This window comes from Leptothoe sp. EHU-05/26/07-4 (assembly GCF_043421015.1).
GTDB lineage: Bacteria > Cyanobacteriota > Cyanobacteriia > Phormidesmidales > Phormidesmidaceae > Leptothoe > Leptothoe turfae.
Genome location: NZ_JAXSQV010000003.1, coordinates 688,004 through 713,308 on the forward strand (window position 1 = coordinate 688,004; position 25,305 = coordinate 713,308).

26 protein-coding genes are annotated in these 25,305 nt (G+C 48.1%); 14 read left to right on the forward strand and 12 right to left on the reverse strand.

Annotation, left to right across the window (positions count from 1 at the left end):
* Positions 1 to 59 precede the first annotated feature (59 nt).
* Together U2F10_RS10775 and U2F10_RS10780 are read left to right on the forward strand one after the other, a co-directional pair.
* Positions 60 to 587, forward strand: coding sequence for a cytochrome c oxidase subunit 3 (locus U2F10_RS10775; RefSeq protein WP_499868699.1), 528 nt, complete (start codon positions 60 to 62; stop codon positions 585 to 587).
* Positions 588 to 657: 70 nt separating this feature from the next.
* Positions 658 to 2,169 carry a GMC oxidoreductase gene (locus U2F10_RS10780; RefSeq protein ID WP_163698954.1) on the forward strand — a complete coding sequence of 504 codons (1,512 nt, stop codon included), beginning with the start codon at positions 658 to 660 and terminating at the stop codon, positions 2,167 to 2,169.
* 19 nt (positions 2,170 to 2,188) lie between these two features.
* On the opposite strand, the gene U2F10_RS10785 is transcribed toward U2F10_RS10780, so the two are convergent.
* Positions 2,189 to 2,836: a Crp/Fnr family transcriptional regulator gene (locus U2F10_RS10785; protein WP_499872016.1), complete on the reverse strand. Its 648-nt coding sequence runs from the start codon at positions 2,834 to 2,836 to the stop codon at positions 2,189 to 2,191.
* Positions 2,837 to 3,062: 226 nt separating this feature from the next.
* On the opposite strand from U2F10_RS10785, the gene hcp reads away from it, so the two are divergent.
* Complete coding sequence (gene hcp, locus U2F10_RS10790; RefSeq protein WP_499056617.1) at positions 3,063 to 4,712, forward strand: hydroxylamine reductase; 1,650 nt, start codon at positions 3,063 to 3,065, stop codon at positions 4,710 to 4,712.
* Between the two features lie 34 nt (positions 4,713 to 4,746).
* On the opposite strand, the gene U2F10_RS10795 is transcribed toward hcp, so the two are convergent.
* The 3 genes from U2F10_RS10795 to U2F10_RS10805 all read right to left on the reverse strand — a co-directional run bounded on the left by U2F10_RS10795 (position 4,747) and on the right by U2F10_RS10805 (position 8,768).
* On the reverse strand, positions 4,747 to 5,991 hold the full coding sequence (locus tag U2F10_RS10795; RefSeq protein WP_163698950.1) for an L-lactate MFS transporter: 1,245 nt from the start codon (positions 5,989 to 5,991) through the stop codon (positions 4,747 to 4,749).
* Between the two features lie 346 nt (positions 5,992 to 6,337).
* Entirely contained in the window at positions 6,338 to 7,072 is a 735-nt protein-coding gene (locus U2F10_RS10800) for a dinitrogenase iron-molybdenum cofactor biosynthesis protein (protein WP_499872017.1), read from the reverse strand.
* A gap of 100 nt (positions 7,073 to 7,172) precedes the next feature.
* Complete coding sequence (locus tag U2F10_RS10805; RefSeq protein ID WP_163659240.1) at positions 7,173 to 8,768, reverse strand: helix-turn-helix domain-containing protein; 1,596 nt, start codon at positions 8,766 to 8,768, stop codon at positions 7,173 to 7,175.
* Positions 8,769 to 9,584: 816 nt separating this feature from the next.
* Between U2F10_RS10805 and U2F10_RS10810 the strand changes: the two genes are divergently transcribed.
* Together U2F10_RS10810 and U2F10_RS10815 are read left to right on the forward strand one after the other, a co-directional pair.
* The gene (locus U2F10_RS10810) at positions 9,585 to 9,902 is read left to right on the forward strand and encodes a hypothetical protein (protein ID WP_499872020.1); all 318 of its coding nucleotides are present in this window, start codon (positions 9,585 to 9,587) and stop codon (positions 9,900 to 9,902) included.
* Between the two features lie 39 nt (positions 9,903 to 9,941).
* Positions 9,942 to 10,289 (forward strand): hypothetical protein, encoded by a 348-nt coding sequence (locus U2F10_RS10815; RefSeq protein WP_499872022.1) that lies wholly within the window; start codon positions 9,942 to 9,944, stop codon positions 10,287 to 10,289.
* A gap of 27 nt (positions 10,290 to 10,316) precedes the next feature.
* Here U2F10_RS10815 and U2F10_RS10820 read toward each other — a convergent pair whose 3' ends face one another.
* From U2F10_RS10820 to cysE, 8 genes are all read right to left on the reverse strand, one after another.
* On the reverse strand, positions 10,317 to 10,475 hold the full coding sequence (locus U2F10_RS10820) for a hypothetical protein (protein ID WP_163659243.1): 159 nt from the start codon (positions 10,473 to 10,475) through the stop codon (positions 10,317 to 10,319).
* Positions 10,476 to 10,477: 2 nt separating this feature from the next.
* A complete protein-coding gene (locus tag U2F10_RS10825; RefSeq protein WP_499872024.1) occupies positions 10,478 to 11,125 on the reverse strand; it encodes a (2Fe-2S) ferredoxin domain-containing protein in 648 nt (215 codons plus the stop codon).
* Positions 11,126 to 11,330: 205 nt separating this feature from the next.
* Complete coding sequence (gene nifT, locus U2F10_RS10830) at positions 11,331 to 11,534, reverse strand: putative nitrogen fixation protein NifT (RefSeq protein ID WP_006514474.1); 204 nt, start codon at positions 11,532 to 11,534, stop codon at positions 11,331 to 11,333.
* Between the two features lie 100 nt (positions 11,535 to 11,634).
* A complete protein-coding gene (gene nifV, locus U2F10_RS10835) occupies positions 11,635 to 12,777 on the reverse strand; it encodes a homocitrate synthase (protein ID WP_163698939.1) in 1,143 nt (380 codons plus the stop codon).
* Between the two features lie 163 nt (positions 12,778 to 12,940).
* Entirely contained in the window at positions 12,941 to 13,084 is a 144-nt protein-coding gene (locus tag U2F10_RS10840) for a hypothetical protein (protein WP_163659246.1), read from the reverse strand.
* Positions 13,085 to 13,138: 54 nt separating this feature from the next.
* Positions 13,139 to 13,678: a DNA starvation/stress protection protein DpsA gene (dpsA, locus tag U2F10_RS10845; protein WP_006514477.1), complete on the reverse strand. Its 540-nt coding sequence runs from the start codon at positions 13,676 to 13,678 to the stop codon at positions 13,139 to 13,141.
* A 44-nt stretch (positions 13,679 to 13,722) separates the two neighbouring features.
* Positions 13,723 to 13,992 (reverse strand): Asr1405/Asl0597 family protein, encoded by a 270-nt coding sequence (locus U2F10_RS10850; protein WP_006514478.1) that lies wholly within the window; start codon positions 13,990 to 13,992, stop codon positions 13,723 to 13,725.
* On the reverse strand, positions 13,985 to 14,713 hold the full coding sequence (gene cysE / locus U2F10_RS10855) for a serine O-acetyltransferase (RefSeq protein ID WP_490796041.1): 729 nt from the start codon (positions 14,711 to 14,713) through the stop codon (positions 13,985 to 13,987). The genes U2F10_RS10850 and cysE overlap by 8 nt, the downstream gene beginning before the upstream one ends.
* Positions 14,714 to 16,019: 1,306 nt before the next feature.
* Here cysE and nifB point away from each other — a divergent pair.
* From nifB to U2F10_RS10900, 9 genes are all read left to right on the forward strand, one after another.
* Positions 16,020 to 17,492: a nitrogenase cofactor biosynthesis protein NifB gene (gene nifB / locus U2F10_RS10860; RefSeq protein ID WP_499872026.1), complete on the forward strand. Its 1,473-nt coding sequence runs from the start codon at positions 16,020 to 16,022 to the stop codon at positions 17,490 to 17,492.
* Between the two features lie 106 nt (positions 17,493 to 17,598).
* Positions 17,599 to 17,991 (forward strand): 4Fe-4S dicluster domain-containing protein, encoded by a 393-nt coding sequence (locus U2F10_RS10865; RefSeq protein WP_499866602.1) that lies wholly within the window; start codon positions 17,599 to 17,601, stop codon positions 17,989 to 17,991.
* Positions 17,992 to 18,049: 58 nt separating this feature from the next.
* Positions 18,050 to 19,243: a cysteine desulfurase NifS gene (gene nifS, locus U2F10_RS10870; protein WP_499872028.1), complete on the forward strand. Its 1,194-nt coding sequence runs from the start codon at positions 18,050 to 18,052 to the stop codon at positions 19,241 to 19,243.
* Positions 19,244 to 19,305: 62 nt separating this feature from the next.
* On the forward strand, positions 19,306 to 20,178 hold the full coding sequence (gene nifU / locus U2F10_RS10875; RefSeq protein ID WP_163659251.1) for a Fe-S cluster assembly protein NifU: 873 nt from the start codon (positions 19,306 to 19,308) through the stop codon (positions 20,176 to 20,178).
* Positions 20,179 to 20,375: 197 nt separating this feature from the next.
* Entirely contained in the window at positions 20,376 to 21,254 is an 879-nt protein-coding gene (gene nifH / locus U2F10_RS10880) for a nitrogenase iron protein (RefSeq protein WP_163659252.1), read from the forward strand.
* Positions 21,255 to 21,354: 100 nt separating this feature from the next.
* Entirely contained in the window at positions 21,355 to 22,800 is a 1,446-nt protein-coding gene (gene nifD / locus U2F10_RS10885) for a nitrogenase molybdenum-iron protein alpha chain (RefSeq protein ID WP_163698937.1), read from the forward strand.
* 146 nt (positions 22,801 to 22,946) lie between these two features.
* Positions 22,947 to 24,518, forward strand: coding sequence for a nitrogenase molybdenum-iron protein subunit beta (nifK, locus tag U2F10_RS10890; protein WP_163659254.1), 1,572 nt, complete (start codon positions 22,947 to 22,949; stop codon positions 24,516 to 24,518).
* Between the two features lie 165 nt (positions 24,519 to 24,683).
* A complete protein-coding gene (locus U2F10_RS10895; protein WP_006514487.1) occupies positions 24,684 to 24,977 on the forward strand; it encodes a nitrogen fixation protein NifZ in 294 nt (97 codons plus the stop codon).
* Between the two features lie 6 nt (positions 24,978 to 24,983).
* Positions 24,984 to 25,304 (forward strand): Mo-dependent nitrogenase C-terminal domain-containing protein, encoded by a 321-nt coding sequence (locus tag U2F10_RS10900; protein ID WP_499872031.1) that lies wholly within the window; start codon positions 24,984 to 24,986, stop codon positions 25,302 to 25,304.
* Position 25,305: the final 1 nt, after the last annotated feature.

Below are 25,305 nucleotides of genomic sequence, written 5' to 3' on the forward strand. Positions count from 1 at the left end.
ATCAGACTGTTAATACCCAGGTTGTCCAAGGTGTAGGACATGAAGAAGAAGACCATCGTATGTTTGGCTTCATTGTCTTCCTACTGTCTGAAAGCGTCATCTTTCTAAGCTTTTTTGCGGGCTACATTGTCTACAAGACCAATGTCACCGACTGGTTGCCAGCGGGGGTAGAGGGCTTAGAGGTACGAGAGCCATTTATTAATACGATTGTCCTGGTATCCAGTAGTTTTGTGATCTACTTGGCAGAGCGCTACTTACACCGAGATAACCTGTGGGGGTTCCGGGCATTTTGGCTGTTGACCATGGCCATGGGGAGTTTCTTTCTCTATGGTCAAGCTGTGGAGTGGATGAGTCTGCCCTTTGGTTTTAAGTCAGGGGTGTTTGGCGGCACCTTTTATCTGTTGACTGGCTTCCACGGACTGCATGTTTTAACTGGGGTACTGCTGCAGAGTATTATGCTGGCCCGTTCGTTTATTCCCAATAACTATGCTGGCGGTGAGTATGGTGTTGCTGCCACATCACTATTTTGGCACTTTGTCGATGTCATTTGGATTGTGCTGTTTATCTTGATTTATGTCTGGCAATAGCTCTAATCGTGACAATACAAGACCTTAATTATTTAAAAACCCTCATTGGTAACCGGCAGAGGAGAAATCCATGATTATTGATGACCAGCACTACGACATCATCATTGTGGGCACTGGAGCTGGCGGGGGAACGCTGGCACAAAAACTTGCACCTACGGGGAAACGGATTTTGATTTTGGAGCGGGGAACCGGTATGGCCCTCGAAGAGCAAAATCCCGCAGGGGTCGATGTGCTGAAAAAGACAAAATACCATGCTTCGGAGCAATGGTATGACCAGTCCGGTGAGCCGTTTTCTCCTCAAACCAACTATGCCATTGGCGGTAATACTAAAATCTATGGCGCTTCTCTGATGCGAATGCGCGATCGCGACTTTGGAGCAGTCAAATACCAGGATGGTGTGGCCCCCGCATGGCCCATCCAGTATGCAGATTTAGAACCTTATTACACGGCGGCTGAACAGCTTTACCAGGTACATGGTGATCCTGGTAAAGACCCAACAGAGCCTACCCACAGTAGTGCATATCCCCATGGGGCTGTGGATCATGAGCCGCTGATGCAGCCAATTGTCGAGGCGATCGCACAGCAGGGACTGCACCCGGCTCCCCTACCCGTCAGTCTGACCCGCCAGGATGATGATCCCACGGGAGATGCTGAAGTCTTTGGTATCAATCCAGCTTTAAAGTATGACAATGTGACGCTACAAACGTCGGCAAAAGTTGTTAGCCTGCACACCAACCCAACGGGTACTGAAATCAAAGGAGTGCAGGCAGAAATTGGCGATCAGGCCATGTTATTTGCTGGCGATATCGTCGTCTTGGCCTGCGGTGCAGTCAATTCAGCGGCGTTGATGCTGAGTTCTGCCAATGCCAAACACACCGAGGGATTGGCCAACAGCTCAGGCCAGGTGGGGCGCAACTTGATGAAGCACCAGATGACCATGATTGTTGAGCGCAGTGCCGCCAACAATTCAGGGACATTCCCCCAAAGTGTTAGCATCAATGATTTTTATTGGGGTGACGGTGACTATGAGTACCCCATGGGACACATTGAGAATACGGGCGGACTGTTGCAAGACATCATTTTTGCCGAATCTCCGCCATTGCTGTCAGTGGCTGCCAAGATTATGCCGGGGGCTGGCTTAAAACAGTTAGCAATGCGGTCCATTGGCTGGCGAGCCCAAACGGGAGTATTGCCAAACCCCAACAATCGAATATATTTTCAAAATGGGAAACTACGCTACGAGTTTACGCCCAACAATATAGAAGCCCATGATCGTCTGGTGTACCGATGGATTGAGGTGTTAAAAGCCCTGGAGAAAACGTCTAAAGGTCTGCAGCGCAGTGGTGTATATCCACGGGGAGAAGTGCCAATTCAGGTGGTGGGTTACCAGAGTGGAACCTGTCGCATGGGCACTGACTCAGCCACCTCAGTGTTAGACACCCACTGCCGCACCCATGAGATTGACAATCTCTATGTGGTAGACAGCAGCTTTTTCCCCTCTTGCGCCAGTGTTAGCCCAGCGCTAACGGTAATGGCCAATGCGTTGCGAGTGGGAGAACATTTGATACAGCGGTTGCAGTAAGGGGTAAGAGGTGATCAGACTAGCGATCGCAATTGGCCAGGTGCTTTAAGTTTTCTAAATCTAACAATGTAATCTCAATGCCATCCATCGAAATTAAACCAGCGCGATTTAGCTTGGAAAAAGCCCGTGATAGAGTTTCAGGAATAGTCCCTAATCGGGCCGCCAGCTGATTTTTGGGCAGATCAAGCTTGATAATATCTACGTTGTTCAATTCCCCACTCAAATTTAGCAAGTAGGTAGCTAGGCGAGCTGGAACATCCTGTAGAGCAAGGCTATCCACCAGGTTCGAAAACCGTCGAAGATGTCGAGCAAAGCTTTTGAGCAGATTAATGGCAAGGGATGGACGCTGTTCTAAAAGGCTTAAAAAAGGCTGACGTGGAAAGAATAAAAGCTCCGATGACTCAAGGGCCGCTGCGGAGGCGGGAAAGCACTTGCCATCCAGAGCGGGCACTTCAGCAAAATGATCTCCCTGACCAAAGATATGCAAAATCTGCTCCTTACCCTGGGGCGATAGTTTAAATACCTTTACACGCCCCGATTGGATCACAAAAAATCCAATTCCAGCATCTCCCTGATGGAAGAGGACCTCGCCTTTGCCATAGGATTTGGTAACTGCTAAACCTTCAAGATCTTCCAACTGATCCAATGGTAAATCCTGGAATATCATCGTCTGACTCAAAAAATTTGAGAGTGGAGACAACACCATTGGATAGTCACAGTTTGTAGTGAGAGATAGAGATATATTGTAACTTCAGACTAATGGGCCGTTTCCAAGAAATACAGAAGAAAATCTAAAGTTTATTACCCTTAGTCCTTTCCCTTGACTTAAGTCAAAGCATTGAACGTTCTCCTCTCCTACAGTAAACCCAGCTGCTTCCCAAGAGGATCTGACAATGTTTTGTGAACAATGCGAACAAACTGCGAGTGGACAAGGCTGCCATCAATGGGGAGCCTGTGGCAAAAGTCCAGAGGTCAATGCTGTGCAAGATCTGCTGATCTATATTCTGCGTGGCCTTGCCCCAGTTGCTCTCCGTGCCCGTGATCTGATGATCTCCACCGATGAGGTCGATAGATTCACCTGTGAAGCCATCTTTGCCACCATGACCAATGTCAACTTTGATCAAAAACGATTTACCAGCTACATTCGTCGAGCGCTGGCCTATCGAGAACACCTCAAAACTCAAGTGCAACAGGTTACAAAATCTGACCAAAGTTGGCCAGATATCACGTGCTATGAACCCAACTTTGAGGATAGTTTAGCGTCTCAGGGAGAGGATATCGCCCTGCAATTTATTGGTCAATCGAAAAACAATGTTGATATTTTCTCCCTTAAACTCACTGTTCTTTACAGTCTTAAGGGGATGGCCTCCTATGCATTCCATGCCCAGGAGTTGGGTCAAACCGATGAACGGGTTGATCAATTCTGCTATGAGGCCCTAGCTGCATTGGAGCGTCAAGATCTGAGTCTGGAAGACTGGGTCACTCTGGCCTTGAAGGTTGGGGAAATCAATTTGCTGGCGATGCAGTTGCTAGATGCCGGGCATACGGGTAATTATGGCCATCCGGTGCCCACATCGGTGCCCCTCAACACCAGAGTGGGTAAAGCTATTCTCGTGTCTGGCCATGATATTCCCCAATTGGAAGCGGTGCTAAAACAGACCATGGGAACCGCTATCACAGTGTACACCCATGGAGAATTGTTACCCGCCCATGGCTATCCGCGTCTAAAACAAACCTACCCCCATCTCTATGGTCATTATGGTACGGCCTGGCAAAACCAAACTCGGGAGTTTGCCAAATTTCCAGGGGCCATTGTGATCACAACAAATTGTCTGATGCCACCCCATGAAAACTATGAGGACAAGCTGTTTAGTATTGGTCCTGTGGGATATCCAGGATTGAATTATCTTCCCGCTCAGCCCAATGGGCTGCCTGATTTTACCCCCGTGATTACGAAAGCATTGGAGTTACCTGGATTCACTGAAATAGGGACTCCCCGGCAGGTAACCACTGGTTTTGCCCGCAATGCGCTACTGGGGGTCGCTGACCAGGTGATTGCAGCGGTTAAAGCTGGCAAAATTCGTCATTTCTTCTTAATTGGGGGCTGTGACGGGGCTAAACCTGATCGTAACTATTACACTGAACTGGTAGAGAAAGTGCCTGAGGACTGTGTGATTCTCACGCTTGCCTGTGGCAAGTTCCGTTTCTTTGATCAAGAGTTAGGGGCTATTGAAGGTATTCCTCGGTTATTGGATGTGGGCCAGTGTAATGATGCCTATTCTGCAATTCAGATTGCGATCGCACTAGCCAATGCATTTGAGGTCGATGTTAATCAAATCCCCTTGTCAATGATTTTGTCCTGGTATGAACAAAAAGCGGTGGCTATTTTGCTGACCCTGCTGCACCTGGGGATCAAAGATATTCGCTTGGGACCCACGCTGCCTGCATTTATCTCACCTAATGTGTTGAAGTTATTGTCGGACACCTATAATCTCCAACCCATCACCATACCCGAGGCAGATTTAGCCGCTTGTCTAGCCTAGATTTGAGCAAGCACGTATCCGTAAGGCATCTGGGTTAGGATCGTGTCTGCTCACGTTTGAGCAGACAACTAGCAACCACAATGCCGATGATGGCAAATAGGGCCATGGGATAAAACGCGTAGGTATAGGTGCCAAACCAATCTCGAATTTGTCCGATGGCCAGGGTGCCCGTTAGGGCACCTACCCCGTAGGCGGTAAACACAATGCCATAATTTTGAGCATATTGATCGGGGTTAAAAAATCGGAGGGTGATGGTAGGAGCCATGGCTAACCATCCTCCTAAACAAAACCAAAGCAGGCAAAAGGCAATTAAATAAGTAGCTAACTGACCCTCTTGTGCGTTCATCATTAGCACACAGGCAATCAGTACCAGCGTATACGATGAGATTGCCACATATTGAGGCTTAAAACGGTCGCTTAACCACCCAAATAAAGGACGACTGAAGCCATTGAAGAGGGCAAATAGAGAAACGCTAATGGCTGCCGTCTCTGGATTAACCTTAATAATCTCTTCCCCCACCGGACCTGAGATACCAATGGCACTTAAGCCGATCAGGGTGCCAATGGCATAACAACCCCACAGTCCATAAAATGACTGGCTTTTGAGCAGCTTTTTGGGATAACTGTGGAACCCTGTGACTGTTGGCTTAGCAGAATTCTGTTGGGGATGCCAGCCCTTGGGCGGTAATTTTAGGATGGTGGCAATGCCTAGAACAATCATCATAAAGATGCTGCCTAAGATCCACAGCGTTGGCCTTACGGTGTAACTATCAATTAATCGATTGGCTAACGGAGCAGTAATGAGCGGCGATAGCCCAAACCCGACAATTGTTGCTCCCATCGCTAGGCCTTTTTTCTCAGGAAACCATCGGGCAACGACAAACATGGGCACACCGTAGGTAACGCCTACGCCTGTCCCTGCCATAACTCCATAGGTGAGGACGAGCATGCCAATGTTTGTCGCAAAGCTGGAGAGAATATAGCCCGCCCCCAGGAAAATCCCGCCGATTACCGCCACCATGCGAGCGCCTATGCGAGGAATGAAAAAACCTGCGACTGGCATGAGAGCCGCATAGAAAACCAGCGCAACCGTATAGGGTAGAAGACTCTCAGTCGCACTTAAATTTAGCTCACCTTCCAAGGGGGTTCTAAAAATACTCCAGGAATAAACGGTGCCCAGACACATTAAAACGACTGTGCCCAAGGGAATTAACAACCACCTACCCCGTTCTGCGGGTAATCCAAGCACGGTTAACTCTGAGCGATGGTTAATTCCCATAGGTTTCAGCAATACTATCCAGGCCGGAAACGCCTAATGAACGAATACAAATACTTGTGGCTGCGATCGCAATTTTTCTATTAATTGTTTGTTTAAATAACAAGAATAGACCGGTGTCTTTGCGAGAACATTATTATAGGTTAGTTCCTCGATGTCTATAATCGATGCTACAAGTATTCACAATCAATCAGATATATCACTGGTTGAGCAACTTGAAATTCCACCACTGGGATCATAAACAAGTTGTGCCACTCGGATTAGATCGGCAAAATGGGTAGGCCAAAGACCCGTGATTGTTTGAATTGTCTGAATGCATTATTTATGTCGTTGGATATTCATCGTTGACCTAACCAACCGCCTGATAATTCTTTACCCGCTGGTCTGCTCCAATGCCTAAGATTTTTGCCAGCCAGGGAGGGGGTGATGTTGCGATCGCCCGTTGTAAATCGGCAAGAATCTCCCGGATAGCTCCTCCAGCTTCCACTTTCATGGGGTAAATATTCGCTTGAATCACTTGGGCGGCGGCAGGCCCTCCAATGGACACAACATAGAGCACAGGACAGTCTCTGATCAAATTCACTCGGAACTGATTTTTGTTATCGCTCAGGTCTGCCTCCAGAGCAGAGCGCACATCGATCAGCTTAATAGCATCCGCCGATAGCTGATAAATCAAATATCGATGGCAGGAGCCAAAATGGCCGTCTAATTGCTCATCTGTATTGGATGCAACCGCTATGCGAATTGAGTTAGGCATATCGCCTTGATCAGGCTCGATGGGTAAGGGATGATCGTACTCTGTCTGTTCTCCCCAGAGAATCCGCACCGCTTCTTTAACGGCAGCAATCTCCTGATTATTGGCATCTTCGCCTTCCCATTCGCCCTCATCCACATCGTAAATATTGCCAAAGGCACGTTTGAGCTGGGTGACGGTTAGGGTACTTAGCGATTCCTCCGTAATGTTATCGTCGAGACTGGTTTGTAATGCATCGATTAACTCTCTTATAGAGACATTGGGTAAAGCCTTAGCTGCCAAGGCAATTCTCAAAGCAACTTCATTGGAAATGGGTTGTTGTTCTGTCATGGGTATTCTCCTAAAGGTATCTGATGGAAATCTTTTTTGGGGGACAACTTAATGCGGAATGTTTGTTTGGGGATAATAGACAAAATCTTGCATATATTATCTATTTAAGCCCCAGTGTTTGTTGTAAACGGGGGTAGTCTTCGGTACTGATGCGAAATCGACCTTTTTCCACATCTCGCACCCAACTCTGGCTTTTCCCTAAATGTTTGGCTAAGGCGCGTTGAGTCAAGTTTTGACGTTGGCGTGCTGCCTTGATAACATCACCAGAGAGTGAGCCTAATTGAGTTGTTTGAGATTGTTTACGCCGCCGCTTAGGGGCTCGACGACGCACTGTTTGTTGCCATTCTTCCGATAGTTCAAAGCCGGCCAATCGAGCATTGATCAGTCGCTGCCATTTGTCTCGGGGGGCCGTGTCCGTTAAGCTCCGGCTCTGATTGGCATCATTTACCCAAAATTCAAGAGCATCGTCAACATCGTTGGGGATATCAATGACTTTAGCCCATAGTGGCTGTATATCGGCGGGATAGGTCTCTGGATCAAACAACGGTTTGAGGCCATAGTAATAAATTGTTTCCAGATCGCTCTCAAACGTTTTCAGCAGACGTTTGTGTGCCCCCCGGACAGTGGTAGCCTCTATTAATCGATCTTCTCCATAGGCAATACGTAGTAGGGTGCGCACAGTCAGCCGATGGTCACCCCCCAACCTCAGCTTGAATAATAGCCACAACAGTAGACGAACAGCACCCTCATGCTGTTGCCAGTTGCTCATCACTTCAGTTAATAATGACTTAGGTAGGGTACCGTATTGATAAAAAGCCGTTTGATTACGATAGTCTTGTTTGTTAAGAAAGTGTTTGGCCCAAATCCCAGGGCGGATAGTAAAGCTTAACCCAATTAAGTGACGACCTCCCTGGTGATCTTTTTCAAAATAATACTCAGTGTTGACTAGATGCCAAATCGGCTGCTCATCAAAGGAAAAGGCTTTAACCTTTCCCTGACGTGGCCAGTCCAAAGCAACCAGTAACTGACAGACTTGGTATACTAAATGCTTGATCAACGTGAGTTTGTCTAGCTTGCTCAGATCTTTTCGCTTATTGAGATCTAAATATTGTTCAATGTGCTGGTCATTGATTACAAATGCTTCTTCCCACGGAGAATTGAGGGTGATGGCATAGGCCGCAAAAATCAGATGAAGACAGGTGGCACGAATATCAAATTGAGCCATGACCTCCATTGCTTCATCTGCAGGCATTGCTATGGGGATATCCCTTTCGGGACTTGTGGCTAATCGAAGGCGAACTTCTCCTCGACCACGATGGACCGGTCGATGGTAACAAAATTTTCCGTCAGCATCGATTTGCCAAGGCAGATGCTGACGCTGAGCTAAAACGTTACAGGCTTCCCAAATCACCATGGAAGATGCAAAAGGAGTCGTCTTACCACTGAGAAAAATGTCAGCAATTGCTGCTGGCAGGAGGGTGCTTTTACGGCGTCCTTTTTTGGGAACTAGAGGGGATAGGGAGCCAATATTGCAAGCATTTAAGCAGAGAGGTGTCTCTAAATCTTGACAGTCATCGCACAGGGTAGGGTCAATCCAATAGCCTTCCCATTTTGCTTGAGGTTTAATGGCTCCCGTTGGACACTGGGGCCGACAGCTATCGCAAGAGATACAACCGTCTTTGATAGTGTAAGCCATAGACAATGCAGGCCTATCAATAGAGCGATAGGTGAGGAAAAATTGGCGACTGAAAAAAACGAACCTGATTTTCTCAAACCTTCTATAAAAGTCATAAATGAGTAGATTTCCGAATAAACAGAAGATTTAGACAGAGAAAGAGGAATGACGAATCCATCAGGACTAGATTACAGAGATGGAGAGTGGACAATTTATTGGAAAGTCATGCCCTTAGACATAACAATCCAAAATTTTGTATTCTATGTCACCTGATACGGTTTAATGTTTTCTTCCTAATTGACGAGACATTATGTTCAGAATGAACTATTGAGGCCGTTTTTTTGTTTCTACAATAACGGTTTACTCAGAAAAATATGGTCAATCTCTTAAAATGTTAAAGACTGTTGCTAATGGAGGTTTGGTGTTGAGCGATACAGAATATTTTGTGTTGATCTTTGGTAATAGGGTATAGAGAGTGTGCGACTCCAGCTTTTTTGATTAGCCCTACAGCTTTAGTTCTATGCTGTTGTTGATTTAGGGAATGAATTGATCGGGCTGAATTGTCCCGGATCGTTATTTTTTAGATTAAATCCTCCCGAGACTCTGCAACGCCAGTTCTATCTTGATGGACTGAAGCATAGTTGGTTTTGAATGATATGGATTGGTTCACAGGAACAGTCCCCTTGTAACTATTGGCACACTGAGTAATGACTCCAAAAATAGGGCCGCCGTGTTCTCTGTAGATGCTGCTGCTAGTGGCGGCGGTCCAGACTTGGAAAGATATTGCAGTCTCTGAGCAATATCTTCAACTGGTAGATATAAAGGAGACCTTTGACAATGCTAAGTTTATCGATGACTGATGCTAGTATGGTCGCGAGGAATTTTTTGATGCAAGATTTGGAAATTCCAGATATTGATCAAGATTTCTTCTCCATTCTGGCTACCCGTGAGACGGGTAGTGAATGGTATGTCGTAGAAATAGGAGTAGAAGGACTTCCCGACAAGTGGGTGTTACAAGTATTTGATACGGGGCAGTGTGATCCCTGCTATACCTTTCTGTCCCCAATGCCTAAGGAAGAAGATGCTGATTTAGAAGAGTTTCCTGAGCGTATTGCTCAAGTCATTACGATGGAGCGAGCTGGGCATAGCGTATGATTGAGTCCAGTCCTTAGTGGCTAGCTTTGAGGATTGATAATGGTTCATTCACTCTCGCCGGAAGATCTCCCACCAGAGTTAATAACAGACTTGGACGCAGCATTGAAAAGGCAATTAGAAGTAGCTATCTGTCGGCACTTTTTCGAAGCCTGTGATGGATCTACTCAATCCCTGTTGATGCTCTGTAGATGGACCATCAATATTACTGAGGTCGTAATCTTACATATTTACTGCTCTGATCAGGAAAAAAACTGGCGAGTGTTGGACCGTATGACCAGGCTAGCTGAATATATGTCTCAATTGAGTCCCCGTGCCAAAATCAGAGTCCATCCCCCATCACAAATGGAAGCACCGTTTGACATGCGAGTTGATGAACGTTCTGTTTAGCCAAATCGTTCTAACACTTTAGTACCCTTAACTCTGGGAATAGGCCATAGCTATCGAGATAGTGCTTTGTTCCTTCAGGTATTCGCTGTAATCGGCCAGATTATCTAGACCGACATAGGTGAGTGTAATTTCAGCGATGAACCAAGCAAATAGCTTAAGCACCAGTTGGCGATATTTTATTTTCATGATTAGCTTTCAAGTGAACATGGTTTAGAGGGGAAAAAGTGTTTCTCTACAACGTTAGATAAACTTTGAAGGCTGAGCCGATCGTACCGATGTTTGCCCGGCATAATCGTCAGAGTTGGTGCCTTTGAACAGCGTTTTTGACAGCCTATATATTGAATTTCTACCTGGTCATGGAGCTGATATTCTTGCAAGATACTCTCTAATTTTGAGATCAGTTGGTGGCCACCTCGCTTCTGGCAGCCTGACTTGCGACAAATCAAGATCTTAGGTGGTTTTTGTGCAACAGCAACCGTGGGATACGTTGGCACCTGAGAAGCCTCAGCCGTTGTTGACATTGGAGCCTGGGGTGACGTTGTGAAAGGCACCTCTTCGTTAGGGGGAAGTAGTGGCAAAACCTGATAGGCTCTGAGCTTAATGGTACCTGTGGTAAAATCAACCTGACTGCGACCAATGCAGCGAATTTGGTCTCCGGGCTGGAATTGATAATCTTGTATAGAATCTCGCACCTCTTTAGGCAGCTTAATTACCACTTGCTCCTGCTCGACTTCAAGGGCAAGAGCTTTGATCTTTCTCTTTTTCTTGCTGAGATACCCTAAAAAGATTCCCTCTAGGATAAACATATATGGAGGTAGTTGTTTAAGCGGTGACATGGAAAAATCTCCTTTGAAGTGAGGCAACAGTATTTAGGGATATGCCAGCAAATAATTTACCGTTTTATGGAGTATGAATTCAGAGCGAAACGTTTTCCCAAGGATATAATTCAGGAGGCAGAAATCAGCATACAGGATCTCACTGACTTCTGCCTCCTACCGCCTAATTTTCCATCTACTCAAGCTTTCTCGGCTTAAATAGAATTTAATTCAAGCGTTTAGCTTTAACGGTTTGAGGCGTTTTGATGGGATTATCCAATCCGGTCACTGATAGCTCCCAGCCATTGGCTAGGGTCAGAACTTGGGCATCATCGACTGTGGTTTGTTTAACAACAACTTCTTCTAGATCCTTTTTGGCAACATAGACCATTAGCTTTCCAGCACGATCCGTATGCAGCATGACTTTCATAGTGTTTCCTTAAGATAAAGAGCATTGTAGGGGCTGGCCTTGTACCTGTTCCATGGGAAAAGTCTATTGGGGCGAACCTTGTGCCTGCCCCCTGTGCGAATTATATAATCGCCACACCTAACCCCTCCTGCGAGGCTAAGGTGAGCAATTCATCAACGGTAAGGCTACGTTTCAGCTGAGTAGACAGATCGCGGACGGCATTGAGCAGTAACTGACTGTTGCTGGCATCCAGATGTATGTCATAGTTCTGTAGAACTTGACTCAACAGGTGACGACCAGAGTGTTTGCCGACAACAAAACGCCGTTGCCAACCCACATCTTTGGGATCAAACGGTTCGTAAGTGCTGGGATTATGCAGCACTCCATGGGCATGGATACCGGACTCATGGGCAAAGGTATTGGCTCCAACAATAGCCTTCCAGGGAGGGACTGGGCAATTGACGGTTTTAGCAACAAAGCGAGACAATTCTAACAGACGCTCGGTTTGAATATTGGTTTTGAGACCATAGATTTGCCGTAGGGCCATGACAACTTCTTCAAGAGCCGCATTGCCAGCCCTTTCTCCTAGCCCATTAACAGTAGTATTAATAGAGACAGCACCAGCTCGGATACCGGCCAGGGCATTGGCTGTTGCTAACCCCAGGTCGTTATGGGTGTGCATTTCCACTGGAATGGCTAAGACGGCAACCAGTTTTCGAACTTTTTCAAAGGTGGTAAACGGGTCCAGAATGCCCACAGTGTCACAAAAACGAAAACGAAATGCGCCGTTTTCTTGGGCAAACTGTGCAGCTTCGAGTAAAAATGTTTCATCAGCCCGAGAACTATCTTCACCGCCAACACTTACGTCTAGACCGTGATCGCGGGCAAAGGTAATAGTCTCTTGTAGCTGCTTAAACATTTTGGCCCACTGGCCTTGAAACTTTACTTGAATCTGTATATCTGAAACTGGCACCGAAATGTGAATGCGCTTTAGGCCACAATTAATCGACGCCTGAATATCAGACAACACAGCGCGATTCCACCCTAGGAGTTGAGCATTTAGGCCCAGATTGGCAATTGTGTGGATGGCCTGAGCTTCATCTCTCCCCATGGCGGGAATGCCAACTTCCATTTCCTGAATGCCAATGGTGTCGAGAAACGTTGCGATCGCAACCTTCTCGTCCAAACTGAAGGCAATACCTGCAGCTTGTTCACCGTCTCTGAGGGTCGTATCGTTAATATATATTTGGGGGGGTGGTGTCATCGTAGCGGCCTCCGTAAACGTGGAAGAGGGAAGAGGGAAGAGAGAAGAGAGAAGAGAGAAGAGAGAAAAGGGAAGAGAGAAGAGGGAAGAGGGTGAGCTGAGGGCCGTGTATAGTCTCACCCTCAAAATTTGCCTACTGGATTAGACTTGACGAACAGCTGTCTTAAGTCAACGAAGCATCGTCCATTGACTGAGACTGGTCTCCGTTGAAGGATTCAATATCTTCTGCAATGATTTGATTGAGAAAATACTGTAGAACCCAAGCAAAGACAATAAAAGGACCAATCATCATAAGGGTGGTCAACATAGTAAGCGCCTCCTGACTATTTGAGCAATAGACGAAATTTTGAACTGCATAGCCCTACTTCAAAAAGGTAAAAGTAAGACTATCTTCAGACAAAAAGTGTTCAAGATGAAAAGCCCGCTCTTCTGTCTTTAAGAGAATTTGCTCATAGAGATATCGAGTGGCTCGATCTCCCACACTTTCGGCTTGAGTGGCTAGTCGGCGAAGTAGAGTGATCATCGACTGCTCAGCAGTAAGATCATTGGCAATCATCTGTTGACAATTATAGGCACCCTCTGATTCTGGAGTGAAACAGCATTGTTCGGCCAGGGTGGCAAAGGTGCCTGCGGGAATGCCGCCTAGACCATTTAAACGCTCAGCAACATCATGGGCATCTCCCTGAACAGCCCCATAGCTTTCTTGGAAGAATTCATGAATAGCGTAAAATTCTGCACCTTCAATTACAAAATGATGCTTTTGATATTGCATATAAAGGGCTTGAAAACTGGCGTAAACCAAATTCAGCCCTTCGCATACGGTGATAGTAATCTCCTTCTCAAGACCGACAGGATTATCACCTACTTCACCAAAAGCACGGACAAGGGTTTGAGTAGTCATATAATTTCTCCAATCAATAGGTAGGATGAACAGAAAGTAAGCGGCTAATGATTTGTAGTACAGCTCACCTGAGTTTGCCAACACCGTTCTAGCCAGCCAATACTAGACTGGCGAGGTGATGTGAATTGTCTGATGACGCTGCAAACTAACATCAGCTCTAATGCATCGTTGACATCAACTCGTAGTGTGCCATCGGTGGGACAGCTACACGAGATATGAAGTTCTTGCAAGCGACGATTAATCGACCAACGTTCGCCGCGAGGCACTGCGACAACTTGCCCCCAACCGGGAACAGTGGGTGTGGGGTTATCCATAGGATTGATACTCCAACGTTGAAAGGGATGAACAAGTGAGACTTTGTACTTGGGTTTCTAGCGCGTCAATGCGAGCCAAAAGATGACGTAGGGTAGTGGCTTCAACATCGGGAAGCTGACCATGTTCCAAAGGAGTTGTTAGGGTGTTGCATTCGCAAACATTACGGCTGGGAATCCCAACAGCCGTGCAGTTGGTCGGTACACTGTTCAATACAACAGCACCCGCTCCAATGCGGGCATGGTCCCCAATAGTAATACTGCCAAGCACCTTGGCACCACTGCCAATCACCACTTGGCTGCCAACCGTAGGATGGCGCTTACCCGTTTCTTTACCTGTCCCCCCTAGAGTCACCCCCTGATAGATCAGGGTGTAGTCTCCGACCACAGCAGTTTCCCCAATCACAACACCCATACCGTGATCGATAAAAACCCCTTTACCGAGGGTGGCCCCGGGATGAATTTCAATTCCCGTAAAGAGGCGAGCCAGGTGAGAAATAAAGCGAGGGAGAAAGGAAATCTTGTGATTTTGTAGCCAGTGAGCGAGGCGATGGGCTGCGATCGCATGTAAACCAGGGTAACAGCACAACACCTCTAACCAACTGCGAGCCGCCGGGTCCCGTTCAAAAATGATTGTGAAATCGGCCACACAGGGAAAAAGCCGGTGCAGTTCAGCAGACGAAAACAAATGCCGAACAGAAAAGTGTTGCAGAGATAGGGACATGGGTCTGGTGGGGCGTTGTTTTCCTGCTTATAGCAGTTACAACTGAGGGGGGGTGATCGCAACGGCCCAATCCAGATTTACTATAACTATTACCTTTACACTCAAATGCTAAAACCTTTATTGGTAAAGCATTTAGAATTTTTCTAGGGACAGGGTACAAGTATTTTGATACCCAGGGTTAGGTATTTCTAAGGGTGGGTGCAGGTATTCTGTACTCACGTCAAAGCCTTTATATATAGTGTTTAGACCTGGATTTTAGACAGTCTTATAAAAACTTGTTTGATGTACTCAAAACTTGGTTTTTGATCGGCGAACCCACAGCTTAGCAACAGAAACTGTAACAACTGATGCAGAACTGCCTCGACTAATTTCAGCAATCCTTAACAACTCGCCAATAGGTCGATCCTAGCGGTGAACTGTTACGGAACATCCAGTTTAATGAGCCCACCTCAAAGTGAGCATCAGCGTCATCTGGATCATCAAAAGCAAGATAGTGTTCCAGCTTAAAACTCTCCTATTGTTTAACATTATTTAATGTGAAATAGTAAAATCCGTTACCGAAATTGGGTTTAAACTGAAAACAATGATACAGACACCTTTTTGGCCTATGTAGCACAGCGGTAAATTGTGTATCTAATTTAGCAAAATATCTGTTATTGAGTACTCAAAAACTTGTCATCTAGAACCCATCAAAGTCGAGTCCATCCCTTTTATGATAATGGATGCGACTGAGTACAGTAATCATCGAGCGGGGGTGACAAAATACTAGTCCGTACCCTGGGGAATGCCCGTACCCTAACCTAGAAAAAATATTTTTTCTTGAATTATCAAGGGCTGTAGTCGATGAGTACAGCGTTAATTATCTAATAAATCCTATGGGGGCGTTGTTCTAGTGAACTTCTAGAGCCGTTGATATAACTCTTGCATCGCCAAACACTCAGTTAACACACGTTGGTGAACTCAAGCAACAAGGTCCAGCTAGATCTCACGTATCTTGCTAAGCCTTTGTTGGTTAGAGGTTCACCATTGGGCGGTAGGTGACAGACCAATTTCAGGCGTATTCACCCTATTGAGATGTCCTCGTTATCTTACCCAGACAAACAAGCACATCTCCATCCACACACCCTGGAAGTTGCTGATCACCTGACTGAGTTCTAAGGCTCGCACGCTCTCTGGCACTGCATTGTCTACCCTCCAGTCCGATTCTCCGATTTTATCGTGCAGAACAACCAACTGTGTTTACAGGCTCAGCCAATGCAGTGCCGCTATTTCATATCGATACCTTATTCCCTAACTCCTTAAACCAATGACGCCTCCGCCTCCTACTGCCCTTGTCTCCGCGCCCACGACGACGCCTGAGCTGGACATAACGTTGACTAAAACAAAAACTACAGTCAAGAAGTCTGGCGGCGGCTGTGGCTGTAGCACTAAAAATGATGCTCCTAGTGGTATGAGTGAGTCTTTAAAGGCTCGCATTGAAAAACATCCTTGCTACAGCGAAGAAGCTCACCACCATTATGCCCGTATGCACGTTGCGGTGGCTCCAGCCTGCAACATTCAGTGCAACTATTGCAACCGTAAATATGACTGTGCCAATGAAAGCCGTCCTGGTGTTGTTAGCGAACTGCTCACACCTGAAGAAGCTGCCCACAAAGTTTTGGTGGTGGCCGGTAAAATTCCACAAATGACAGTTTTGGGGATTGCGGGTCCCGGCGACCCCCTGGCTAACCCAGAGAAAACCTTCCGCACCTTTGAGCTAATTGCCGACAAAGCTCCTGACATCAAACTCTGTCTCTCAACTAATGGTCTGATGTTGCCTGAGCATGTTGATCGGATTAAGCAGCTGAATGTGGATCATGTCACGATCACTATTAATATGGTGGACCCAAAAATAGGGGAGAAAATTTATCCCTGGGTTCACTACCGTCGTCGTCGCTACCGTGGCATTGAGGGGGTGAAGATCCTGCACGAGCGGCAGATGGAAGGTCTACAGGCGCTTCAGGAAGCTGATATCCTCTGCAAGGTAAACTCGGTGCTGATTCCTGGCATCAACGATGAGCACCTGCCAGAGGTGAATAAGGCGATTCGAGATCGCGGTGCATTTCTCCATAATATTATGCCCCTGATCTCGGCCCCAGAGCATGGCACGTACTTTGGTCTCAATGGTCAGCGGGGTCCAAATCCCAAAGAACTTAAGCGCGTTCAAGATAATTGCTCTGGCAACATGAAAATGATGCGCCACTGTCGTCAGTGTCGAGCCGATGCTGTCGGTCTGCTGGGTGAAGACCGTAGTCAGGAATTCACCAAGGAGAAGTTGATGGATATGTCGGCGGACTACAGTTTGGAAAAACGTCAGGCAGTTCATCTGGGCATTGAGCAAACCAAAGCCGCTGTAGCGGAGAAAAAACAAGCATCTGTCAATAAGCGTCGAACGGAGTCGACTAAAGTCCTGGTTGCGGTTGCAACTAAGGGGGGAGGACTCGTCAATCAACACTTTGGCCATGCCAAAGAATTCATGATTTATGAAGTAGATGCAACGGAAGCCAAGTTTGTTGGTCATCGTAAAGTTGCCGATTACTGCCAGGGCGGTTACGGCGAAGAGGCAGCCCTGAAAGGCATCATCAATACAATTATTGACTGTCAGGCTCTACTGACGGCCAAAGTAGGCCCCTGCCCCCAAAAGGCCTTACAAAAAGCCGGGCTGACCGTCATTGAAGCCTATGACGTGATTGAAACTGTTGCACGGCGGTTTTATGACGAACACGTTTTAGAGAGATAAAAGAAGAAAGGATACAGGAAAAAGGGAGATTTATCAGAATTTCTGCCCCTAACTCTCCCCTCTCTTTTGCTCTCTCTGTCCTAACCCTAACAGCGAGGCCCATACCATGACTTACACCATCACTAATGACTGTATCTCCTGTCAACGCTGTCTCTCTAGCTGCCCAACCAAGGCCATTGAGACCGATGGGTCCACATTCTGGATAGATGTGAATCGCTGTAACCAGTGTCAAGGCTCCCATGGCGTCGCTCAATGCTGGTCTGTGTGCCCAACGAATGAAGGCTGTGTGCCGTTATCCACCGCAACCACAGCTGTCGCTCTAAAGGCTGAGACAACAACAGATTACTGGCATGTTTGGTTTACCAACTATAGCCACATGATCGCGCGGCTTAAATCCTCACAGCAGCCTGGATACTGGCGACAGTGGTTTGACCGGTATTCCCAATCCCTACAAACCTTGAGAGCCCAGGCTGACACAAATGTCCCGTTAATGCCGTAGTGCCTGCTCTGATTCTTTCTACTGTCCTTTATTGTTTATTGATCGCGGAGATGAGGTAATGGTCATTTATTTAGATAACAATGCGACCACGCGGGTTGACCCCGATGTTTTGGATGCAATGCTGCCCTATTTGAGCGACCTCTACGGTAATCCATCGTCGATGCATAGCTTTGGAGGACAGGTCGGTACTGCCATTCAGGATGCCAGAGTCCAGGTGGCTGAACTCCTAGGGGCAGAAGATACTGAGATTATCTTTACTAGCTGCGGCAGTGAGGGCAACAATACGGCCATCCATGCGGCCCTGGCGGCCCAACCCGAGAAACGTCATATTGTCACCACTGCTGTTGAACATCCGGCCATTCTCAATGTGTGCAAGCATCTGGAGAAAAAAGGCTATACCGTTACCTATTTATCCGTGGACCGACGCGGTCAGCTTGATCTGATGGAAGTGGAAGCCGCCATGACTGGCGGCACGGCACTGGTCACCACCATGTATGCCAACAATGAGACCGGTGTGATTTTCCCGATAGAACAGGTTGGCGCGATCGCAAAAGAATGCGGTGCCACTTTCCATGTGGATGCCGTCCAGGCCGTTGGTAAATTACCCATTGATCTAAAAAACAGCACCATTGACCTGCTCACCCTCTCTGGACACAAGCTCCATGCCCCTAAAGGGGTGGGTGCTCTATATGTTCGACGCGGTTTCCGCTTCCGTCCCTTTCTTCTGGGCGGACACCAGGAGCGCGGACGGCGGGCGGGCACCCACAATGTGCCTGGTATTATTGCCCTGGGTAAAGCCGCCGCAGTGGCCCGTGAGCATCTCGCTGCTGTTGATCGGGAGTGTCAGCTACGGGACCAGCTAGAGCGCCAACTGCTGGAGTTAATCCCCGATTGTGACGTGAATGGCGGCGGCACCCCACGTCTGCCTAACACCACCAACATTGGTTTCAAATATATTGAAGGCGAAGCCATTCTGTTTATGCTGAATCAGCATGGTATCTGCGCTTCCTCGGGGTCTGCCTGCACCTCCGGTTCTCTAGACCCCTCCCATGTTCTCACCGCCATGGGACTTCCCTACACCATTCTCCACGGCTCAATTCGCTTTAGCTTATCGCGATTCACCACTGCAGAAGATATCCAACAGGTTGTCAATGTCATGCCTGGCATTGTGGAAAAATTGCGGGCGATTTCACCCTTTAACAATGACGAAGCGGATTGGTTACAGGGCCGCGATTTGGTCCATAGCGCATAGGGCCGGTACAGGACCAGCCCCTACCTCTCTCTCTTCTTGCTCCTTTACCTCCAGAAACTACCATGTGGGACTATTCCGAAAAGGTACTTGAACTGTTTTATAACCCGATCAATCAGGGTGCGATCGCAGATGCCAACGAACCCGATATGGCCGTTGTCTATGGTGAAGTGGGTAGCATTGCCTGCGGTGACGCTCTGAGACTTCACCTGAAGATTCAGGAATCGACCGAGACCATTCTGGATTCACAGTTTCAGACATTTGGCTGTACCAGTGCGATCGCATCCTCCTCTGCTCTCACTGAAATTATCAAAGGCAAAACCCTTGATCAGGCCCTGAAGATTACCAATAAAGACATTGCTGACTTTCTGGGTGGTTTACCCGAAGCCAAAATGCACTGCTCTGTGATGGGGCAAGAAGCCCTGGAAGCCGCCATCTACAAATACCGTGGTATTGAAGTGGAGCACCACGACGATGACGAAGGCACATTAATCTGTTCCTGCTTTGGTATCACCGAGCCTCGCGTCCGACGTGTGATTATCGAAAACGATCTGACTACCGTTGAACAAGTCACCAACTATGTCAAAGCGGGTGGCGGCTGTGGCTCTTGTCTGGCCGGCATTGAAGATATTTTAATCGAAGTGCAGCGAGACAGAGCAACAACAGCCGCCAGGGTAGAAGCAGAAGTGACTGCAGCCCCCCTCTCCCCCATCCAAAAAATTAATCTGATTCAACAAGTCCTGACCGAAGACGTGCGCCCCATGCTGATAGCTGATGGCGGTGATGTTGAACTCTACGATGTCAGCGGCGATGTGGTGCAAGTGCAGCTCAAGGGTGCCTGTGGCTCTTGTGATAGCAGCACGGCCACCCTCAAAGGTGCAATTGAAACTCGGCTACAGTCCCAGGTTTCACCTGAATTAACCGTTATCGCTGTATAAAACTCACCTCCATTCTCTCACCTTATCTCTTACGTGTCTTATGAAACCCCTCCATCAGACCCTTATGGTCGAGCGTTCACCTCCCCCCGTCAATTACCAGAGAGCAGAGCCTCTGACGGACCCTCGACAAACCGCACCGCTCTGTATCGCTACATCTAGACCTAGCGTTTACTAACATCCTAAGGAGAATCCAATTCATGAGACAAATTGCATTTTACGGAAAAGGCGGTATCGGTAAATCCACCACCTCCCAGAACACCCTAGCCGCCATGGCTGAGCAAGGCCAACGCATCATGATTGTGGGCTGTGACCCGAAGGCTGATTCCACTCGCCTGATGCTCCACAGCAAAGCCCAAACCTCCGTGCTACAACTGGCTGCCGAACTCGGTGCCGTTGAAGATGTCGAACTTGACCAGGTGCTGCAAGAAGGCTATCGCGGCGTTAAATGCGTCGAGTCCGGTGGTCCTGAACCCGGCGTCGGCTGTGCCGGTCGTGGCATCATCACCGCCATCAACTTCCTGGAAGAAGAAGGGGCTTACGAAGATCTTGATTTCGTCTCCTACGACGTACTCGGTGACGTAGTTTGCGGCGGTTTTGCCATGCCCATTCGGGAAGGCAAAGCCCAAGAAATCTACATTGTTGTCTCCGGTGAAATGATGGCCATGTATGCGGCCAATAACATCGCCCGAGGCGTTCTGAAGTATGCCCAATCTGGCGGTGTGCGGCTGGGCGGCTTGATTTGCAACAGCCGGAATACAGACCGGGAAATTGAGCTCATTGAAGCCCTAGCCGACAAGCTCAATACTCAAATGATTCACTTTGTTCCCCGTGACAACGTGGTACAGCATGCTGAACTCCGCCGGATGACTGTAAATGAGTATGCCCCAGAGTGCAACCAAGCCAATGAGTATGCTCAACTCGCCGATAAGATCATCAACAACACCAAACTGACGATTCCGACGCCCATTAGCATGGACGAACTGGAAGAACTCCTGATTGAATTCGGCATCCTAGATAGTGATGAAAAGTATCAAGAAGCGCTAGCCTCTGATACTGCTGCTGTCGCTGCTGTCTAAAGGCTAGCCGCTGGTGGGTGAGTCTCCAACCCGTGAGATTTACCCCTAGCGTGCTGCCCATCCGCTTCATCCTATTCTCTAGCCTAAATGAGAGGACACCATGGCCACCGTAGAAGATCGAAAAGAGCTGATCCAGGAGGTGCTGAAAGCCTACCCTGAGAAGGCCCAAAAGAGACGCTCCAAGCACCTGAATGTCAAAGAAGAAGGCGCTTCTGACTGCGGCGTTAAATCTAACAAGAAATCTGTTCCCGGCGTCATGACAACTCGTGGCTGCGCTTACGCAGGAGCCAAAGGGGTGGTCTGGGGACCTGTCAAAGATATGATTCACCTGAGTCATGGGCCAGTGGGCTGTGGCTACTACTCCTGGTCTGGTCGCCGTAACTACTATGTGGGCACCACCGGGGTGGACACCTTTGGTACCATGCAGTTCACCTCCGATTTCCAAGAACGGGATATTGTCTTTGGCGGTGATAAGAAACTGGCCAAAATCATTGATGAACTAGAAGAACTGTTTCCCCTAAGTCAGGGCACCACCATTGAATCGGAATGTCCCGTAGGGTTGATTGGAGACGATATTGAAGCCGTTGCCAGACAGAAAGCTAAAGAGACCGGCAAACCAGTTGTTCCTGTCCGCTGTGAAGGATTCCGAGGGGTTTCTCAATCCTTAGGTCACCACATTGCTAACGACACCGTGCGCGACTGGGTACTGCCCAAGGCCGACGAGTATCGCAAACTGCCCGAAGGGTATGAAGTGGGTGACTATGATGTCAACATCATTGGCGACTATAACATCGGTGGAGACGCCTGGCCCAGCCGCCGACTGCTAGAAGCCATTGGTCTCCGTGTTATTTGCCAATTCTCAGGGGATGGCACCTTTAACGAAGTGGTGATGACGCCCCTGGCCAAGATGAATCTGATCCACTGCTATCGGTCGATGAACTACATCTGCCGGTTTATGGAAGAGAAGTATGGTATTGGCTGGATGGAATACAATTTCTTTGGTCCCACCCAGATTGCCAAGTCTCTGCGTAAGATTGCCGAACAGTTTGATGAGACCATTCAGACCAAAGCTGAAGCGGTGATTGCCGAGCATCAGGAACGCATGGATGCCATTGTTGCCAAGTATCGCCCCCGGTTAGAAGGCAAGACAGTGATGATGATGGTGGGTGGTTTACGGCCTCGTCACGTGATCCCTGCTTTTGAAGACCTGGGTATGAACGTGATCGGTACTGGCTATGAGTTTGGCCATGGTGATGACTACAAGCGCACCGCCGACTATGTGAAAGAAGGCACGGTCATCTACGACGACGTCAGCGGCTACGAGTTTGAAGAACTTGCCAAAGAGCTACAGCCAGACTTAATTGCGGCTGGCATTAAAGAGAAGTATGTCTTCCAGAAGATGGCCCTTCCCTTCCGGCAGATGCACTCCTGGGATTATTCCGGTCCTTACCACGGCTATGAAGGCTTTGAAGTCTTTGCCCGCGACATGGATTTGGCCATTAACAATCCTACCTGGGGTTTAATCAAAGCTCCCTGGGCTGAGTAGATAAGTAGATGGGGGGATGGGTATGCGTGCCATTTCCGATCACGCCTAATATTCACCGATTTTACCTCTCACCCATCTACCCTGTTTTTCATCTACTACCCCTCCTACTCTCATCCACCCATCCACTCTCCAAGAAGGAGACCACCATGACTGAGAACAATACGCCCCAAGTGCCGGAAACCGCTCCAGACCCCGGCAAAATTAAAGACCATTTTGATCTATTTCAAGAAGATACCTACCAGGACATTTTTGAATATAAGCGCCAATTTGAAGGTGCCCACAGCCGTGAAAAAGTGGCTGAGGTAGCTGAATGGACCAAGACCTGGGACTATCGTGAAAAGAACTTTGAGCGCGAAGCTCTCACCATTAACCCGGCTAAAGCGTGTCAGCCCTTGGGTGCACTCTTTGTAGCATCTGGTTTTGAAGGGACATTACCCTATAGCCATGGGTCCCAAGGCTGTGTGGCTTACTTCCGCACCCACCTCACCCGTAACTATAAGGAACCCTTCCAGGCCGTGTCGTCTTCTATGACAGAAGATGCAGCAGTATTTGGAGGGCTGAACAACCTGAAGCAGGGTTTACAGAATTCTTTCGAACTCTATAAGCCCAAAATGATTGCCCTCTGTACCACCTGTATGGCAGAGGTAATCGGCGATGACTTGGGGGCGTTTATCACCACCGCTAAGCAAGAGGGCTATATTCCAGAGGAATTGCCGGTACCCTATGCCCATACTCCTAGCTTCGTGGGCTCTCATATTACTGGCTATGACAATATGCTTAAGAGCATATTGGCCAACTTAACCGCCGGTAAAGAGAAGACCGAGACCAGTAACGGTAAATTTAACTTTAACCTGGGCTTTGATCCCTATATTGGCAACATCCGTGAACTGAAGCGGATTTTGGGCCTGTTTGGCATCGACTACACCATTCTCTCGGATAATTCGGACACCTTTGATTCCCCGAATACGGGTGAGTTTAAGATGTATAACGGGTTAACTACGTTAGAAGAGACAGCAGACTCTCTCAATGCTGAGGGTACGTTCTTCTTCCAGAAATACACCACCCCCAAGACTCAGGAATACCTTGCCGAAGCATGGGGTCAAAAAACCTATAACTTCCGTCCTTTTGGTATCAAGGGCACTGATGAATTCCTGATGGCCCTTTCTGCGATTACGGGCAAAGCCATTCCCCTGGAACTGCAGCAGGAGCGGGGTCGCGCTGTGGATGCCCTCACCGACTCTCAAGCCTGGATTCACGGTAAGAGCATTGCTCTCTACGGCGATCCGGACCATGTATTTGGCATTACCCAGTTTCTGTTGGAAATGGGAGCTGAGCCTAAGCATATCGTGGTTACCAACTCCAACAATGATTTTGAGGCGGAACTGCGTGAGGTGCTGACCAACAGTCCCTACGGCCAGGAGGCAACTATCTGGGGTAAGAAGGACCTGTGGCACTTGCGATCGCTAATGTTCACCGAGCCCGTTGACCTGCTGATCGGCAACTCCTACGGCAAGTACCTGTGGCGCGACACCGGCACTCCCCTAGTGCGCATCGGCTATCCCATCTTTGATCGTCACCACATGCACCGCTATGCCACCCTTGGCTACCAGGGTGCCATCAACCAGTTCAACTGGATCATCAACACGGTTCTAGATGACCTGGACCACAAGACCAATGTGCCCGCCAAGACGGATATCTCCTTTGATCTGATTCGTTAAAGGCGAATGGGTGGATGGGAAGACAGAAGGAGTGGATGAGTCGATGGGTGAGCCCACAACCCCTCACCCGCTACCCCCTCTTCCCTCCTCCCTCTTCCCTCCTCCCTCTTCCCTCTGACCAAGGGCAGGCACAAGACCAGCCCCTACTCCCCCCCTCCCCTCCCCATGAAACTCAGCGAAGAAATCGAAATCGACTCCCCCCCCTACTTCGACATGGGCGATCGCGTCCGTGTTCGCAAGCTTATCCGCAACGACGGCACCTTTCCTGGCAAAGATATCGGTTTTCATCTCGCTAAAAAAGGCGATATCGGCTATATCGTTGGCATCGGCACCTATTTACAACGGGCTTATATTTATTCTGTGCATTTTCTAGAAACCAACTATGTCGTCGGCTGTCTTAAAAAAGAACTCGATCTAGCAGAAGAGCGCCCGCCCCTGATTGAACAACCAGATTGGTAAGAACCAATGGCTATCCTCACCTCTCACCCCCAAAAACCCACCCCCGTCCTGGAGCAAACGCCTCAACGCACCAGTCTCCTTGGCCCACTACGTCGCTGGATTAATCAGATTCAGGTCACCAATTCCCGGACTGCCCATTTAATTTGTCGAGTCATTCCCAGTCATTGTCCGTTTGAACGAGATATTTCTCTTTTTGGGTACACCATTCATATCCCGGCCCTCTGTAGACTTAACCCAGTTTACGAGGAAATTGTCGATCTGCGGCTACGAGCATTGACCTACCTGATGGATACCTGTGGCGAAAATATCTCCACCTATATTCGCTAAG

What these genes read in the sequence shown, in the direction of transcription:
- U2F10_RS10810 (WP_499872020.1), top strand. Translation starts at nt 9,585, where the DNA reads ATGCTAAGTTTATCGATGACTGATGCTAGTATGGTCGCGAGGAATTTT.
- U2F10_RS10795 (WP_163698950.1), bottom strand. Translation starts at nt 5,991, where the DNA reads ATGGGAATTAACCATCGCTCAGAGTTAACCGTGCTTGGATTACCCGCA.
- nifT (WP_006514474.1), bottom strand. Translation starts at nt 11,534, where the DNA reads ATGAAAGTCATGCTGCATACGGATCGTGCTGGAAAGCTAATGGTCTAT.
- U2F10_RS10785 (WP_499872016.1), bottom strand. Translation starts at nt 2,836, where the DNA reads ATGATATTCCAGGATTTACCATTGGATCAGTTGGAAGATCTTGAAGGT.
- U2F10_RS10825 (WP_499872024.1), bottom strand. Translation starts at nt 11,125, where the DNA reads ATGTCACCGCTTAAACAACTACCTCCATATATGTTTATCCTAGAGGGA.
- nifD (WP_163698937.1), top strand. Translation starts at nt 21,355, where the DNA reads ATGGCCACCGTAGAAGATCGAAAAGAGCTGATCCAGGAGGTGCTGAAA.
- U2F10_RS10865 (WP_499866602.1), top strand. Translation starts at nt 17,599, where the DNA reads ATGACTTACACCATCACTAATGACTGTATCTCCTGTCAACGCTGTCTC.
- U2F10_RS10780 (WP_163698954.1), top strand. Translation starts at nt 658, where the DNA reads ATGATTATTGATGACCAGCACTACGACATCATCATTGTGGGCACTGGA.
- nifK (WP_163659254.1), top strand. Translation starts at nt 22,947, where the DNA reads ATGACTGAGAACAATACGCCCCAAGTGCCGGAAACCGCTCCAGACCCC.
- U2F10_RS10850 (WP_006514478.1), bottom strand. Translation starts at nt 13,992, where the DNA reads ATGGATAACCCCACACCCACTGTTCCCGGTTGGGGGCAAGTTGTCGCA.
- cysE (WP_490796041.1), bottom strand. Translation starts at nt 14,713, where the DNA reads ATGTCCCTATCTCTGCAACACTTTTCTGTTCGGCATTTGTTTTCGTCT.
- U2F10_RS10815 (WP_499872022.1), top strand. Translation starts at nt 9,942, where the DNA reads ATGGTTCATTCACTCTCGCCGGAAGATCTCCCACCAGAGTTAATAACA.
- dpsA (WP_006514477.1), bottom strand. Translation starts at nt 13,678, where the DNA reads ATGACTACTCAAACCCTTGTCCGTGCTTTTGGTGAAGTAGGTGATAAT.
- nifB (WP_499872026.1), top strand. Translation starts at nt 16,020, where the DNA reads ATGACGCCTCCGCCTCCTACTGCCCTTGTCTCCGCGCCCACGACGACG.
- U2F10_RS10775 (WP_499868699.1), top strand. Translation starts at nt 60, where the DNA reads ATGTTTGGCTTCATTGTCTTCCTACTGTCTGAAAGCGTCATCTTTCTA.
- nifU (WP_163659251.1), top strand. Translation starts at nt 19,306, where the DNA reads ATGTGGGACTATTCCGAAAAGGTACTTGAACTGTTTTATAACCCGATC.
- U2F10_RS10800 (WP_499872017.1), bottom strand. Translation starts at nt 7,072, where the DNA reads ATGACAGAACAACAACCCATTTCCAATGAAGTTGCTTTGAGAATTGCC.
- U2F10_RS10805 (WP_163659240.1), bottom strand. Translation starts at nt 8,768, where the DNA reads ATGGCTTACACTATCAAAGACGGTTGTATCTCTTGCGATAGCTGTCGG.
- nifH (WP_163659252.1), top strand. Translation starts at nt 20,376, where the DNA reads ATGAGACAAATTGCATTTTACGGAAAAGGCGGTATCGGTAAATCCACC.
- U2F10_RS10840 (WP_163659246.1), bottom strand. Translation starts at nt 13,084, where the DNA reads ATGTTGACCACCCTTATGATGATTGGTCCTTTTATTGTCTTTGCTTGG.
- nifV (WP_163698939.1), bottom strand. Translation starts at nt 12,777, where the DNA reads ATGACACCACCCCCCCAAATATATATTAACGATACGACCCTCAGAGAC.
- hcp (WP_499056617.1), top strand. Translation starts at nt 3,063, where the DNA reads ATGTTTTGTGAACAATGCGAACAAACTGCGAGTGGACAAGGCTGCCAT.
- U2F10_RS10895 (WP_006514487.1), top strand. Translation starts at nt 24,684, where the DNA reads ATGAAACTCAGCGAAGAAATCGAAATCGACTCCCCCCCCTACTTCGAC.
- U2F10_RS10900 (WP_499872031.1), top strand. Translation starts at nt 24,984, where the DNA reads ATGGCTATCCTCACCTCTCACCCCCAAAAACCCACCCCCGTCCTGGAG.
- nifS (WP_499872028.1), top strand. Translation starts at nt 18,050, where the DNA reads ATGGTCATTTATTTAGATAACAATGCGACCACGCGGGTTGACCCCGAT.
- U2F10_RS10820 (WP_163659243.1), bottom strand. Translation starts at nt 10,475, where the DNA reads ATGAAAATAAAATATCGCCAACTGGTGCTTAAGCTATTTGCTTGGTTC.